Origin of the sequence: Sphingomonas sp. Root710 (assembly GCF_001429065.1) — a bacterium.
GTDB lineage: Bacteria > Pseudomonadota > Alphaproteobacteria > Sphingomonadales > Sphingomonadaceae > Rhizorhabdus.
The window spans coordinates 978,236-992,158 of record NZ_LMIB01000001.1; the positions used below are offsets into that span (position 1 = coordinate 978,236).

The 13,923-nt window shown below is 66.0% G+C and carries 13 protein-coding genes; 8 read left to right on the forward strand and 5 right to left on the reverse strand.

The window, feature by feature from the left end:
- Positions 1-40: 40 nt before the first annotated feature.
- Together ASE00_RS04525 and ASE00_RS04530 are read left to right on the forward strand one after the other, a co-directional pair.
- Positions 41-1,045, forward strand: coding sequence for a FecCD family ABC transporter permease (locus ASE00_RS04525; protein WP_056377966.1), 1,005 nt, complete (start codon positions 41-43; stop codon positions 1,043-1,045).
- On the forward strand, positions 1,039-1,839 hold the full coding sequence (locus ASE00_RS04530) for an ABC transporter ATP-binding protein (RefSeq protein WP_056377967.1): 801 nt from the start codon (positions 1,039-1,041) through the stop codon (positions 1,837-1,839). Before ASE00_RS04525 ends, ASE00_RS04530 begins: the two co-directional genes overlap by 7 nt.
- Here ASE00_RS04530 and ASE00_RS04535 read toward each other — a convergent pair.
- Together ASE00_RS04535 and ASE00_RS04540 are read right to left on the reverse strand one after the other, a co-directional pair.
- Positions 1,779-2,732 (reverse strand): glycosyltransferase family 2 protein, encoded by a 954-nt coding sequence (locus tag ASE00_RS04535; RefSeq protein ID WP_056377968.1) that lies wholly within the window; start codon positions 2,730-2,732, stop codon positions 1,779-1,781. The genes ASE00_RS04530 and ASE00_RS04535 overlap by 61 nt on opposite strands.
- A gap of 32 nt (positions 2,733-2,764) precedes the next feature.
- Positions 2,765-4,261, reverse strand: a complete 1,497-nt coding sequence (locus ASE00_RS04540) for a hypothetical protein (RefSeq protein ID WP_056377969.1) — start codon at positions 4,259-4,261, stop codon at positions 2,765-2,767.
- 82 nt (positions 4,262-4,343) lie between these two features.
- On the opposite strand from ASE00_RS04540, the gene ASE00_RS04545 reads away from it, so the two are divergent.
- Together ASE00_RS04545 and mazG are read left to right on the forward strand one after the other, a co-directional pair.
- Positions 4,344-5,234 carry a LysR family transcriptional regulator gene (locus tag ASE00_RS04545; RefSeq protein ID WP_056377970.1) on the forward strand — a complete coding sequence of 297 codons (891 nt, stop codon included), beginning with the start codon at positions 4,344-4,346 and terminating at the stop codon, positions 5,232-5,234.
- A gap of 5 nt (positions 5,235-5,239) precedes the next feature.
- Positions 5,240-5,986 carry a nucleoside triphosphate pyrophosphohydrolase gene (gene mazG, locus ASE00_RS04550; RefSeq protein WP_056379311.1) on the forward strand — a complete coding sequence of 249 codons (747 nt, stop codon included), beginning with the start codon at positions 5,240-5,242 and terminating at the stop codon, positions 5,984-5,986.
- Between the two features lie 93 nt (positions 5,987-6,079).
- On the opposite strand, the gene ASE00_RS04555 is transcribed toward mazG, so the two are convergent.
- Complete coding sequence (locus ASE00_RS04555) at positions 6,080-7,267, reverse strand: penicillin-binding protein activator (RefSeq protein ID WP_056377971.1); 1,188 nt, start codon at positions 7,265-7,267, stop codon at positions 6,080-6,082.
- Between the two features lie 12 nt (positions 7,268-7,279).
- Between ASE00_RS04555 and rsmI the strand changes: the two genes are divergently transcribed.
- From rsmI to ASE00_RS04575, 4 genes are all read left to right on the forward strand, one after another.
- Positions 7,280-8,161, forward strand: coding sequence for a 16S rRNA (cytidine(1402)-2'-O)-methyltransferase (gene rsmI / locus ASE00_RS04560; protein WP_056377972.1), 882 nt, complete (start codon positions 7,280-7,282; stop codon positions 8,159-8,161).
- Positions 8,158-8,508: a YraN family protein gene (locus tag ASE00_RS04565; RefSeq protein ID WP_056377973.1), complete on the forward strand. Its 351-nt coding sequence runs from the start codon at positions 8,158-8,160 to the stop codon at positions 8,506-8,508. Before rsmI ends, ASE00_RS04565 begins: the two co-directional genes overlap by 4 nt.
- A 185-nt stretch (positions 8,509-8,693) precedes the next feature.
- Positions 8,694-9,641: a glutathione synthase gene (gene gshB, locus ASE00_RS04570; RefSeq protein ID WP_056377974.1), complete on the forward strand. Its 948-nt coding sequence runs from the start codon at positions 8,694-8,696 to the stop codon at positions 9,639-9,641.
- 29 nt (positions 9,642-9,670) lie between these two features.
- The gene (locus tag ASE00_RS04575; protein WP_056377975.1) at positions 9,671-10,270 is read left to right on the forward strand and encodes a DedA family protein; all 600 of its coding nucleotides are present in this window, start codon (positions 9,671-9,673) and stop codon (positions 10,268-10,270) included.
- A gap of 6 nt (positions 10,271-10,276) precedes the next feature.
- Here the strand turns inward: ASE00_RS04575 and ASE00_RS04580 are convergent, their stop codons facing one another.
- The gene (locus ASE00_RS04580; protein WP_321164003.1) at positions 10,277-12,718 is read right to left on the reverse strand and encodes a TonB-dependent receptor; all 2,442 of its coding nucleotides are present in this window, start codon (positions 12,716-12,718) and stop codon (positions 10,277-10,279) included.
- 173 nt (positions 12,719-12,891) lie between these two features.
- Entirely contained in the window at positions 12,892-13,908 is a 1,017-nt protein-coding gene (locus ASE00_RS04585) for a LacI family DNA-binding transcriptional regulator (RefSeq protein ID WP_056377977.1), read from the reverse strand.
- Positions 13,909-13,923: the final 15 nt, after the last annotated feature.

Here is a 13,923-nt window from a genome sequence, read left to right on the forward strand (position 1 = left end):
TCTCATTCGAAGATCGCCCGGCTAGGGTCAAGCGAGCGCAATGACCTCCCGTTCCCTCTCCCACCGCTTTTTGCTGATCGCCGGTCTCACCCTGGCTGCGCTGCTGCTCGGCGTCGCGTCATTGCTGACCGGGCCGACCGTCTTCGGATCGCGAGAGATCGCCGACATATTGGCGGGGGGCGGCGACCCGGTGTTGCGCGCCGTGATGATCGAACTGCGCCTGCCCCGCGCGTTGCTCGGCCTGCTGGTCGGGGCAATGCTCGGCCTCGGCGGCGCGGTGCTTCAGGGTTATTTGCGCAATCCGCTCGCCGAACCGTCGGTGCTCGGTACTTCGAACGCCGCAGCGCTGGGCGCGGTGATCGCGCTCTATTTCGGCATCGCCCAGGCCTGGCCGCTCGGCCTGCCGCTGCTCGCGGTCGCCGGCGCGCTGCTCGGCCTCGCGCCGCTGATGCTGCTCGCGGGCCGCGCCGAAAGCCCGCTGTCACTGATCCTCGCGGGCATTGCGGTCGGCACGCTGGCGGGGGCGGGCATCAGCCTCGCCCTCAACCTCTCGCCCAATCCTTTCGCGGCGATGGAGATCATGAGCTGGCTGATGGGATCGCTCGAGGATCGCAGCTTCAGCCATGTCTGGCTGGCCTTGCCCTGCATCCTGATCGGCGGCGCGCTGCTGCTGTGGGATGCCCGCGCGCTCGACGCGCTCACTCTGGGCGAGGATGCCGCGCAGACGCTGGGTGTCGATCTGGGCCGCCTGCGCTGGCGAATATTGGCCGGCACCGCGATCGGCGTCGGAGGCGCGGTGGCGATTTCAGGAGCAATCGGCTTCGTCGGGCTGATTGTGCCGCATCTGCTCCGGCCGCTGACCGATCGCTCGCCCTCGGCGCTGCTGCTGCCTTCTGCGCTGGGCGGCGCGGCGTTGCTCAGCGCGGCCGATATAGCGGTGCGGCTGATCCCCACCGATAGCGAACTCCGTCTCGGCGTGCTGACCGCGCTGCTCGGCGTGCCGATCTTCCTCCACCATCTCGTCCGCGAGCGGCGGCTATGGTGAGCCTGTCGATCGAAAGGCTCGACGCGACGCTGGGCGACCGCCAGGTGCTGCACGCGATCGACGCACGGATCGAACCCGCCGCGCTCGTCGGCGTGATCGGGCCCAACGGCGCAGGGAAATCGACGCTGGCGCGTGCGATCACAGGGTTGATCGGACCGACGGCGGGCCGGGTGCTGATCGATGGCGCTCCGGTCGAACGGTTTTCACGCGCGGCGCTCGCGCGGCGGATCGCCTATCTGCCGCAGGGCCAGACGGTCCACTGGCCGCTGACTGTCGAGCGGCTTGTGGCGCTCGGGCGCCTGCCTCACCTCGCGCCTTTCTCGGCTCTTGGCATCGAGGATCGCGTGGCGATAGACCGGGCCATGGATCGCTCGGAAATCAATGACTTGCGTGGTCGTATCGCCACCGAACTTTCAGGAGGCGAACGAGCCCGCACGCTGATCGCGCGCGCGCTTGCTGTCGAGGCTCCGGCCCTCATCGTCGACGAACCCCTTGCCGCCCTCGACCCCGGTCATCAGTTGCAAATCATGGAACTGCTCAGGGCCGAAGCCGCCGCCGGAACGCTGGTCATCGCGGTGCTGCACGACCTCGCCATGGCGGCGCGCTTCTGCGATCGGTTGCTGTTGATCCACGGAGGGCGGCTCATTGCTGACGGCGTGCCGTCGGCAGTGCTCACCGCCGAAAATCTCCGCAACTGCTATGATATCCGCGCCTGGACGGGCGCGATCGAGGGTCAGCCGGTGGTGCTGCCGCTCGCGCGGTCTTCGCCCCCCGGTGCGGCGAAGCCCAGATAGGCGAGCCGCCGGACCTCGCGCCGTCCGCGCACCACCGTCGCAAGGATCAGCCCGCAGAACCAGTTGAGGACCGCGAGGATGACCAGCCCCGTTGCCAGCAAGGCGGTGGGCAGACGCGGCACCAGACCGGTCTCGATGTAGGTAATGCCCAGCGGGATCGCGAGGACGATCGCCAGCAGGCCGAGCAGGCCGCCGATCGCGCCGAAGAACAGCACCGGCTTTTCGATGCGAAACAGCGTCATGATCGTCCAGAGGATTCGCCATCCGTCGCGATAGGTCGACAGCTTGGACATCGATCCTTCGGGCCGCGCCCCATATTGGGTGATCACCTCGCCGACCGGCATCTGGAGTTCGAGTGCATGGATGCTGATCTCGGTTTCGATTTCGAACCCTGCCGATAGCACGGGGAAACTCTTTACAAAACGTCGAGAGAAAACCCGATAACCTGATAATATGTCAGAAAAAGTTCTTCCAAAGAGGCGCGCCAATATGCCGGTCAGCATCTTGTTTCCGAAGCGATGGCCGCGGCGATAGGCTTCCTCCACCTCGGACTTGCGCGCGCCGACGACCATGTCGAGCCGCTCGTCGAGCATCATCCGGATCAGCGCGGGCGCGGCCGCTGCGTCATAGGTCGCGTCGCCGTCAGCCATTACATAGATGTCGGCCTCGACGTCGGAGAACATCCGGCGGACGACGTTACCCTTGCCCTGCATCCGCTCGGTCCGGACGATCGCACCCGCGGCGCGCGCGACCTCGACGGTGCGGTCCTTGCTGTTGTTGTCGAAGACGTAGATCCGCGCCTCGGGCAGCGCCGCGCGGAAGCCCGCGATGGTCGCGCCGATCGCCGCCTCCTCGTTATAGCAGGGTAGAATGACGGCGATATCGGCTTGCATGGCGCTGGTGATAGCTTTGCTCCCTCGGCTTGTCATCCGGCCGCCGCATCTTCGTTACGATGGCGTCGCCAGACCAGCGCGGCGATTAGCGCCAGCAACGGCAACAACCATGTGACCCTCGCCTGATAGCGCGGCTGCGGATCCGAAACACCGCCACCCAGCAAGGCGTTTACCGCCATCGCGATGAGCAGCAACGCCAACCAAAGGGCGATATCTTCCACCCCCTCATGGCCTGTCCGGGCGTCGGTGGCGGCCCAGGCCAGCAGCAGTACCAACGCGCCCGCAACCACCGTATAGTGGATCACCGCAATCGCCTCTTGGGGCCAAAGATCGCGTCCACCGGGACTGGCGAGCAAGGCCGCGCGCTCGGCGGGGGGCAGCGACGACCAGCATTGGGGCTTGCCCGCGCATTTATAGTTCCACAGATCGATGTCGAACCTAAGCATCTGCCGCCAGCCATTGCGCAGGATACGCCCGCCCTGCTCGACCGGATAGGCGGCGAGCACGGCCAGCGCGAAGCGGCTGTCCTCGACCGACAGGGCCCGCCGTGTCGAGGTGTCGGCGATCATATAGGCGCCCTTTCCCGGCTCCAGCGACCAAAGGAATTCGCCGACGATCACTTGCTTGCGGTCCCGATAGGCACAGGCGGCGAAACCGGCTTCGGGACAATGGCGGCGGAGATAGTCGAGCCCGGTTCCGTCGCCCAGGAAGCGCGCGGTGAGCAGAGGCACGAGCAGCGGCGCGCGCCCGAAGGTCCGTTCGACCACCGCGCCGGTTACCATCACCGAGGCGATTCCGGCCAGCGCGACCAGCGAACTGAAGCCGACCAGCGGCGCGAGCCGGCTGCGGCGCAAACCCCGGAACGACGCCCAAGCGAACAGCGAGAGCGCCAACGCCGCGATGATGAAGATATGGGTGATGTGCGCAAGCGCGGAGACAAGCATCAGCCCGTACAGCGCCCGGCGCTCGCCTTTCCGCAATCGCTGGCGATCAATCGCCAGCAGCAGGAAGGCCAGTATCGCGAACGCCGCCAGCAGATCGGGCATCAACAGCGACACGAAGAAGGGCAGCGACGTGAACAGCGCAAGCCCCGCCACGCTGGCCGCCACGATCGCCGGTCTGGCCAGCCCGAACAACCGCAGCGTTATGCGGATCAACGCATAGGCCACCATTGCCTGCGCGAGCACGAACAGCCAGAACCGGCTCAGCACATAGCTCAGCCACAGCAGCGCGCCGAAATAAGGAGACCGCCCCGCCATCACGCTCTCGGTGCCCAGATCGTTGACGTTCGGGCTGACATGCCGGCCCGCATCGGCGGCCTTGCCGCCCGGATCGAGCGAGTGGCGATAGCGCTCGGTCCATTCGGTGCTGATCCGATGGTCGGAAAAAATATAGGCGGCGCTGTCGGCCGCGCGGATATAGGCGGTGGTGTCCGGAAAGTAGAAGGGCTGGCCGTTCAGGAACGCGGGCCAGGCCAGAGCAAGCATGCAGACCAGATGGAACAGCAATCGCTGGAACGTCCCCCCCATGGCCCGATCATACTCCACCCTGGTCCGCAGCATCCGGGATTAGCGGTGGCTTTGCAACCGGGGATCGGGCTAGCTGTCCGCGATGAACGAGGATTATGCGCTGTTCGTGGCGATCGTCGAATCCGGCAGCCTGTCGGCGGCTGGCCGTCGGCTGCGGATTTCGCCCGCCATGGTGTCGAAGCGGCTCGCCCGGCTGGAAGCGCGGCTGGGCTCGACATTGGTCCATCGCACCACGCGACGGCTGGTGCTGACCGACGTCGGCCAGGGCTTTTACGAGGATGTCCGGCATATATTGGAAGCAACGCGCCTGGCCGAGGCGCGGGTCGCGGGGCGGATCGGCCAGCCTGGAGGTCCATTGCGGGTGGCCGCGCCAACATCCTTCGGGCGCATGCACATCGCGCCCTATCTCAAGGATTTCCTCGATCGCTTCCCGCGGATCGAGCTGTCGCTCGATCTCGACGATGGCTTCGTCGACCTGCTCGGCGAAAGGATCGACGTGGCGATCCGCATCGCAGCGGAGCCGACCGGATCGCTGATCGGCCACCGGCTCGCCGAAAACCACCGCATCCTCTGTGCTGCCCCCGCCTATCTCGCCGAACATGGCGCGCCCGAGACGATCGAGGCGCTGGGGGATCATCGGCTGCTGGCAGCGGTTCACCAGCTCCCGTGGCGGCTGGAAGGGCCCGGCGGCCCCATCGCCATCGAGGGCGCGAGCGCGGTCCGCACCAATTCGAGCGAGGTGGCGCGCGAACTGACGATCGCGGGCCTCGGCATCGCGTTGCGATCGACCTGGGATGTGGGCCCGGCGCTGCGCGATGGCGCACTCGTCCGGATATTGCCGGACATCTGCGGCGCGACCGACGTCGCCATCTATGCGGTGCAGCCGCGTGGGGCGGAGAACGCCCCCAATGCGCGGGCCTTCGTCGATCATTTCCGGGCGATCTTCTCGCCCGTCGCACCCTGGGATAGATGAGCCCGATGATTGAAGAACTTCGCGACATCATGGCGCGTCTGCGAGATCCGGAGACCGGCTGCCCCTGGGACGTTCAGCAGGATTTCCGCACTATCGCGCCCTATACGATCGAAGAAGCCTATGAAGTGGCTGACGCGATCGAGCGAGACGACATGGCCGCGCTGCGCGACGAACTCGGCGACCTCCAGCTTCAGGTCGTCTTCCACGCCCGCATGGCCGAAGAGCTCGGCGCATTCTCACTGAAGGACGTTCTCGACGGGATCAGCGCCAAGATGATCCGCCGCCACCCGCACGTCTTCGGCGACGGCCCGAGCCCCGGCTGGGAAGAGATCAAGGCCGCCGAACGCGCGGGCAGTGCCGAGGACGACAGCGCGCTGGCCGGGGTGGCCTCCGCCCTTCCCGCGTTGCTGCGCGCCGATAAGCTGCAGAAGCGCGCGGCGCGGACCGGCTTCGATTGGCCCGACGCGGACGGCGCGTTGGCCAAGGTCGTCGAGGAGATCGACGAGGTCCGCGATGCCGTCTCACCCGAGCATCAGGCCGAGGAGATCGGCGACCTGCTGTTGGCGGTGGTCAACTGGTCGCGCAAGCTGGGGATCGACCCCGAAGCAGCCCTTCGCGCGGCCAATGCCAAGTTCGAGAAACGCTTTCGCGCGATGGAGGACATGGCGGGCGACGCATTTGCCGCACTCTCGCTCGACGAGAAGGAAGCGCTGTGGGTGAAGGCCAAGGCTCTGCAAAAGCCGTCATCCTGAACTCGTTTCGGAATACACTCCTCTACACCGAACCCCTGTGGCAGGGCGGATGTCGAAACTGGTTCAGCATGACGATTATTTCGGCAGGGAAACTCAATCCTTGCCTTGGAAGTTGGCGGGTGCGGGCGAGACCGTCTTCACACCCGCCGGGCTGGCCTCGTTCACTTCCAGCGCGCGCTGCGCGACCCCGCTCGCCCCGAAGCGGAAGGCGCCGTCGACGCCTACGAAGCCGTCCTCGTCGCGCAGCCGATCCGCCGGGAAACGGTCGCCCACCCTCCAGTCGCGCGCGATGCTCACGACCAGCAGCATCGAGTCGTAGCCGAGGCTCGCGAGCCGGAAGGGCGATTTGCCGAACTGGCGGCGATAGGCCCCGGCCAGCTGGCGATAGCGCGCGTCGGATACGCTGGCGAACCATGAGCCGCCGAGCGCCGCTGCGTTCAGCGCCGCCGGCTCCGCCGCCCATAATTCGGTGCCCAATATCCGCGCCTGCGGACTGCTGCTCTTGCGGATCAGCGGCACCGCGCTGACCGCGAGACGCGCGGTATCGGCGATCAGCACGCCTTCATAGCCCTGGTTGCGGCCCAGTTCGGCGACCGACTTCTCGATCGCCTTGGCGTTGCGCGTATAGCTCTTCATCGCGACCAGCGTGCCGCCCGCGCCCTCGACGGAGCGGATCATCGCGGTCGATGCGTTGCGGCCATAGACCCCCGCCGGTACCAGCGCGGCGAAGCGGTGGATACCTTTTCCGCGCGCATAGCGCACCACGCGATCGATCGACTGGGCGGGCGAAAAGCCCATCACGAACACCCCGTCACCGGCGACGGCGGCGTCGTTGGAAAAGGAAATGACCGGCACCCCCGCCTTGCGCGCGGCGGGCGCGACCGCGGCAGCATCCTCAGACAGCAGCGGACCGAGGAACAGGCGGTTGCCGTCGGCCAGCGCGCGCGCGGCTGCGCCGGCGGCACCCGCGCCGGTGTCATAGGTGGTCATCCGCACCGATTTGTTGCCGGTATCGATCAAGGCCATCGTCGCGGCATTGGCGATCGACTGGCCGACCGCGCCGTTCGATCCGCTCAGCGGCACCAGCAGCGCGACGCGGTGGCGCGCCTGATCCCTGGGCAGGCCATCATCGGCCGGAGCTTCGACCGGCGGTGGTGGGGCCACGGGGCCGGGCTTTCCCTTCGGCACCATCTGGCAGCTCGCCAGCAGCACCGACAGGCCAAGCGCCGCCCATTTCCCAAATGCATATCGCGGTTGCCTGTACGCGGGGGCCTCTGCCATCTATTCTGCCTTATGAATCAAATTGCCGAACCAGACGTCGCCGATGCCCTGCCGCCGGAAACGCCGCTTCCCCCGGGCCTGTATATCGTCGCTACGCCAATCGGCAACTTGGGCGATCTTTCGCCGCGCGCCGCGTCGGTTCTGGCGCGGGCTGAACTGATCGCGGTCGAGGACAGCCGCGTGACCGCCAAGCTGCTCCAGCGCATTGGGACCAAGCGGCCGATGACCCCCTATCATGATCACAACGCGGATAAGGTGCGCCCCGGCCTGATCGCCCGGATGGCAGCCGCACCGGTCGCGCTCGTCTCCGATGCGGGCACGCCGTTGATCTCCGATCCGGGCTACAAGCTCGTCCGGGACGCACGCGCGGCCGGAATCGCGGTCACCACCATTCCCGGCCCCTGCGCGGCAGTGGCCGCGCTGACGCTCGCGGGCCTCCCGACCGACCGCTTTTTCTTTCTCGGCTTCCTGCCCGCAAAGGAAAAGGCGCGACAGGAGGCTATCGCCGAAGTCGCCGCCGTCCGCGCCACGCTGATCCTCTATGAGTCGGGCCCTCGCCTCGGCGCGACGCTGAAGGCCTTGTCCGACGGACTGGGCCAACGCGACGCCGCCGTGGTGCGGGAGATCAGCAAGACCTTCGAGGAAGCCGTGACGGCTCCCCTTGCAGACCTTGCCGCGCGCTATGCCGAAGCCGGGCCGAAGGGTGAAATCGTCGTCATCGTCGGCCCGCCCGGCCCCGCCCCTGCCGCGACCGAAGCGGATGCGGACGCCCTGCTCCGCGCTGCGCTAACCCATCTACCGGTCGCCAGGGCGGCGGGCGAGGTCGCCAAGGCCACCGGTCTCAACCGCCGCGACCTCTACACACGGGCGATGGCGATCAAGGACGGCGATTGAACCGGCAGGCCGCCGAACGCCAGGGTCGCCACGGCGAGCGTCTCGCCGCCTGGTGGCTGCGCCTGCAGGGCTGGCGGATCGTCGGCGAGCGGGTCCGCACGAAACGCGGTGAGATCGACCTGATCGCCCGGCGCGGGAAGGTGCTCGCCTTTGTGGAGGTCAAGACGCGCGGCAATGCCGCGGCACTGGCGCTCGCGATAGACGAGTATCGGCTGCGCCGCGTCGCGGCCGCCGCAGAGGGACTGATCGCCCGCTATGGCGCGGGGGTCGACGAGATACGGATCGACGTGATGCTGGTGCGGCCGTGGCGGATGCCGGTGCATCTGAAGAATGTCTGGCATGGGTGACGCCCGGCTGCCAACTTCGCTCTTTCGTCATCCCGGACTTGATCCGGGATCCAGCTTCTTTCTCCAATCTTGGCAAGAAAAGCGGGATCCCGGATCAAGTCCGGGATGACGATCGTGGGATGCTAGTCATTGCGCCCTCCCCTCCCAACTCCTAGTTAAGCCGCCGAAACCACCGGAGTCCGTCTATGTCGCTGAATGTCGCCGTCCAGATGGACCCGCTGGAGACGATCAACATCGCGGGCGATTCGACCTTCGCGGTCATGCTGAGCGCAATCGCACGCGGGCATAAGCTCTGGCATTATCAGGCGGGCGATCTCTGCTATCGCGACGGGCGCGTGTCCGCCCCAGCGCGGCCGATCAAGCGGCTGCAGCGGGTGAAAGGCGACCATTTCGAATATGGCGAGCCGGTGATCCTCGACCTGATCGACGATGTCGACGTCGTGCTGATGCGACAGGATCCCCCCTTCGACCTCGCCTATATCACCGCGACGCATCTGCTTGAGCGCATCCAGCCCCATACATTGGTGGTCAACGACCCCGCCTCGGTGCGCAACGCGCCCGAGAAGCTGTTTGTTCTCGATTATGCGCGCTTCATGCCGCCGACGATGATCACCCGCCGGCTCGAGGACGCCCGCGCCTTCCACGCCGAACATGGCGAGGTGGTGGTCAAACCGCTTTACGGCAATGCCGGATCGGCGGTGTTCCATGTCGGCCGCAACGACGCCAACCTCGCCGCGCTGACCGAGTTGTTCGGCCAGGTGTGGCGCGAACCTTTCATGGTTCAGGCCTTTCTTCCCGACGTGTCGAAGGGCGACAAGCGGATCGTCCTGATCGACGGCAAGGTGACTGGCGCGATCAACCGACTGCCCAAAGCGGGCGAGATCCGGTCGAACCTCGCCGCCGGGGGCCGCGCCGATGCCACCGACCTGTCGGCGCGCGAGATCGAGATTTGCGAGGCGCTCGGCCCCGATCTCGCCGCGCGCGGGCTGCTGTTCGTCGGGATCGACGTGATTGCCGGGCATCTGACCGAAATCAACGTCACTTCGCCGACCGGCATCGTCGCGATCGACGGATTTAACGGTACCGACACGCCCGCGCTGATATGGGACGCCATCGAATCGAAGGTCCGCTGATCGGGCCGTACGGGTAAGCGGAGCGTTTGATGACCGATTGGGTGCAGCAGATGATCGCCGATGGCGGTTATCTCGGGGTCTTCCTGCTGATGTTCGGCGAGACGATCTTCCCGCCGATCCCGTCCGAAGTGATCATGTCGATGGCGGGGCTGCAGGCCGCCAAGGGCACGATGGCGCTGATCCCCGCGATCCTGTTCGGCAGCGCGGGCGCGATGCTCGGCAATATCGTCTGGTATCTCGCCGCGCGCTGGCTGGGCCTCGCCCGGCTCAAGCCGCTGGTCGACCGCTTCGGTCGCTGGTTGACGATGGACTGGGCGGAGGTCGATCGCGGCGAGCGCTGGTTCATGCGGCACGGCTATCTGTTCGTCTGCGTCGGACGCATGTTGCCCACGGTCCGGTCGCTGATCTCGATCCCCGCCGGGCTGATGCGGATGCGCTTCCTGCCCTTCGTGATCTGGTCGTCGATCGGCACGATCGGCTGGTCGGCCATGCTGGCGATCGGCGGCTGGGTCCTCGGCACCCGCTTCGCCGAAATGGAAGCCTGGCTCGGCGTCGGCTCCACCCTGCTGCTGCTCGCGATGGGCGGCTGGTATCTGTGGCGGGTGTTTACCTGGAAGCCGAGCCGATAGGCGTTCCTAGAAACTCAACCGTGCCGATGCCGACAGCGTCCGCCCGTTGATCGAACGCGCGCGGACGATGCCGTTGGCGGGGATCGTTCCCTCTTCCGCTTCGGTAAAGCCCTTCACGTCGAACAGGTTGTTGGCGCTGATCGACAGGATGAGGTCGGCGATCGGCTGGACTGCGACGAAAGCGTTGACCTGGGTGTAGCCCGGCAGTTTCAGGCCGCCATTGTCCTGTGCATAGCTGCTGCCCGTGCCGATCAGATTGGCGCCGATAGTGAAGAAGGCGTGCTGATATTGCGGTGTCACCGCATAGACCAGCTTCGCCTGGCGGCGGGGCCGATTGCCTTCATTGGCTGGCGTGATGCGGTCCTTGGTGATCTTCGCCCGGGTCCATGTGCCCGCACCGGTGATGCTGAAGCCGCCGATCTGGTAGCTGCCTTCGAGTTCGAGGCCATAAGCGCGGTAGCGACGGTCGAGGAAGCGCTGGCTCGTCGCCTCGAAATTCTGCTCGGATGCGAGCGCATGGAACAGGGTTACGAAAAGGGTCACATAGCGTTCGCGATATTTGAGCCCCGCTTCGGCCTGACGGACGAAATCTACCGCCGCGCTGCGATCGGACAGGCCGCCGTCGCTGGTGCGCAGCGCCGGGCCAAACAATATCCGGTCGGCATTGGCCCGCCCGCCCCGGCTATAGCGCACGAACGCCGACACCGGCGGCGCGAACCGATAGTTCACGCCCGCCGAGTAGGAGAGATAGTCATAGCCATAGCGGACCGGCGCGCTGATCGCAGGGGTCGCGGTGGTGCGGGTTTCGGGAGCGGAGATCACGCCGTCGCCATCGACGTCGACCGACGATATGGCTGATCCGGTCAGGCCCAATTCGCTGCCGGCGACATGTCCGCGCACCCGGCCCTTGTCCCAGCGCACACTGCCCGCGAAGGTCCAGCCATCGACGGCGTAGCTGAGCGCCCCGAAGGGCGCGGCGATGCTGTAAGTGACGTCATAATGGCGGCGGCAGCAATTGCCGAAGAAGCTCGCGCCATAGCCATAGACGCCCTGATCGGTCTGCAGCACGCCCGCGGCGTCACGGATGTCGATCAGCGCCGCCCGGCCGTCGCCACGTATTTCGGACACGACACTGGTCCACAGCCAGTCGGTGTCGATGCTCTGCCGGGTCAGAAACAGACCGGCGGTCAGGCTTAGCTTGCCGTCGCCCAGCTGAATATCGCGGATCGCGCGCAGATCATTGGTGATATTGTCGAGCTTGTTGAGCTTGGTGTCGAAGATCACCGCCTCAGCCAGCAGGCCATTGCCGTTGAGCGTACCCGGTGTGGCGATCATGCCGCCCGCATCAGGCCCGGTCGCATAGCTCAGCGTCGCACCCGGCCCTCCCAGCGCGGCGGCGATCGTCGCCGCGTCGCCGACCACCGCGGGGAACGGCGCAATGAACCGCCCCGATATGTCCGCGTAGCGGAAGCGCTCGTTGATCGTCCAGCCATCGCCCGGCTCGATCCGCGCCTCCAGACCGATCTGCTTGACCACTGGATGCATGCCGGTGGCGAGATCGTTGGTCTCGGGCTGATTGCGGGGGCCCGGCGTCAGGTGGTTGCGCAGATAGCGCGAGTTCAGCGTGGCGTCGTTTGCAGAGAAATTGGGAATGCTGCGATAGGTCGGATCGCCATTGCTCCCCGTCACCCGCACCGGGGTCGGCAGGTAGGATGGCGTCTTATCATTCAGATATTTAACGTATATTCTTACGAAACCACTGGAGAATTTCCGGGTAAGATTAGCCTTGATCTGCCCGCCGCGATTGGCGTCGTAACCGGTCTTCCGGGGGCCCTCGCCGCGCCGATAGAAGCCGCCGGCATGCCAGGTCCAATCCTCGCCGATCCGGCCGCCATAATCTGCGTCGACCCGATATTCCTCATAATCAAGACCACCGCTGACCTGGACGACACCGCCGGTCCGATCACCGGTCTTGGAGATCAGATTGATGACGCCGCCCGGGCTGTTCGACGCGAAGCTCGAGGTCGTTCCGCCGCGCACCGCCTCGATCCGCTGTACGTTCAGGTCGGCGCGCAGGAAGATATCGGCGTTCGCGAAGGTGATGTCGCCGAACTGGAGGATCGGCAGGCCGTCTTCCTGAAGCTGGAGATATTTGGACCCGCCCGAGGCAAGCGGCAGGCCACGCACCGAAATATTGGCGTTACCCTCGCCACCAGAGCTTTCCGCACGGATGCCCGGAATGTTGCGGAAAATTTCGCCCGCCGATCGCGGCGAGGCGATCTGGATCTGGCCGGGACTCAAGGTGGAGACCGAAAGACTACTGTCGAGGCGGTTCTGGCTGCGGGGTACGGCGGTGACGATGATCACCTGATCGTCGGTGATCTGGCGCGGCTCGGTCTGCGGAGCCCCGGGCGTCTGCGCCGAGAGCGGCGCGGCCGCCGTTGACAACAGAATCGCTCCTGTCCGCAAAATCGCTCTCGCCATCCTTATCCCCTTCAAACGGCACGACGCATGCGCCCCTGACATGGATTAGTTTGCAGTGCGAAGATAAATCGATCGCAATCCATTCGTACGCGGCGACGCGATCCTTTTTGATGGTCAAGTTGCGAGAAAGCCTCGTTTTACGGCGCGGAGGCGCGGACGATCAGCTCGGGCGCCATGATCACCGGCGGGCACAGCTCCCCACTCAGACGGCGGAACAGGCTTTCGACGAGATGCCCGGCACCCTGCCGGAGATCCTGCCGGACAGTGGTCAGCGCGGGCGCGGTCTGCGCGGCGAGCGGGATATCGTCATAGCCGACCACGGCGACGTCGCCGGGCACGCTCAGGCCGTGATCCGCGAGCGCGCGGATCGCCGCGATGGCGATGACGTCGGACGCCGCGACGATACCGTCGGGTGCAGGATTGCCGGCGAGATAATCGGCGATGGTTGCGTAGGCGCCCTCAGGCGTGAGCGGGGCAGCCGTGACGCCCGCCGGGCCGATGCCCGTTTCCTGATGCGCCGTCAGAAAGCCATCATAACGCGCGCTGATTTCGGGTACGTCGGCATGACCGGCAAAGAGAATGCGCCGACGCCCGCCATTGATCAGGTGCCTGGTGGCCATCGCGCCGCCGGCGATATTATCGGTGCCAACCGAGCAATAGCCCTGCCCGTCGCTATGCTGCCCCCACACCACCATCGACTGATAGCCGGACGCCACCCGGCGAAGCGCGGCCTCCTGGTTCGACTGACCGATGATGATCACGCCGTCGACCCGGCCCGAGTTGACCAGCGCTTCGAGCCAATCCTGGTCGGCAGGGATCACCCGGGTGAGCATCAGGTCATAGCCTCGCCCGGTGACGCCATCCGCGATCTGCCCCAGCATCGTGATGAAGAATGGATCGGAGACAAGCTGGCCGACCTCATGGCCGAGCGGAAAGATGATGCCGATCGCGTTGGTCCGCTTGAGGCGCAGGTTGCGCGCCATCTGGTTGAGCTGGAAACCATGTTCGCGAGCCAGCTCGTTGATCCGGATGCGCGTATCGGCGCTGATCATCTTGCTGCCCGCGAGCGCGCGGGACACGGTCGAGGCGGAAACGCCCGCGAGGCGGGCGATATCCGAAATGCTGCTGATCGAGCCTTTATCCCTGTCGGGCATGGCGCATGCTTCCCT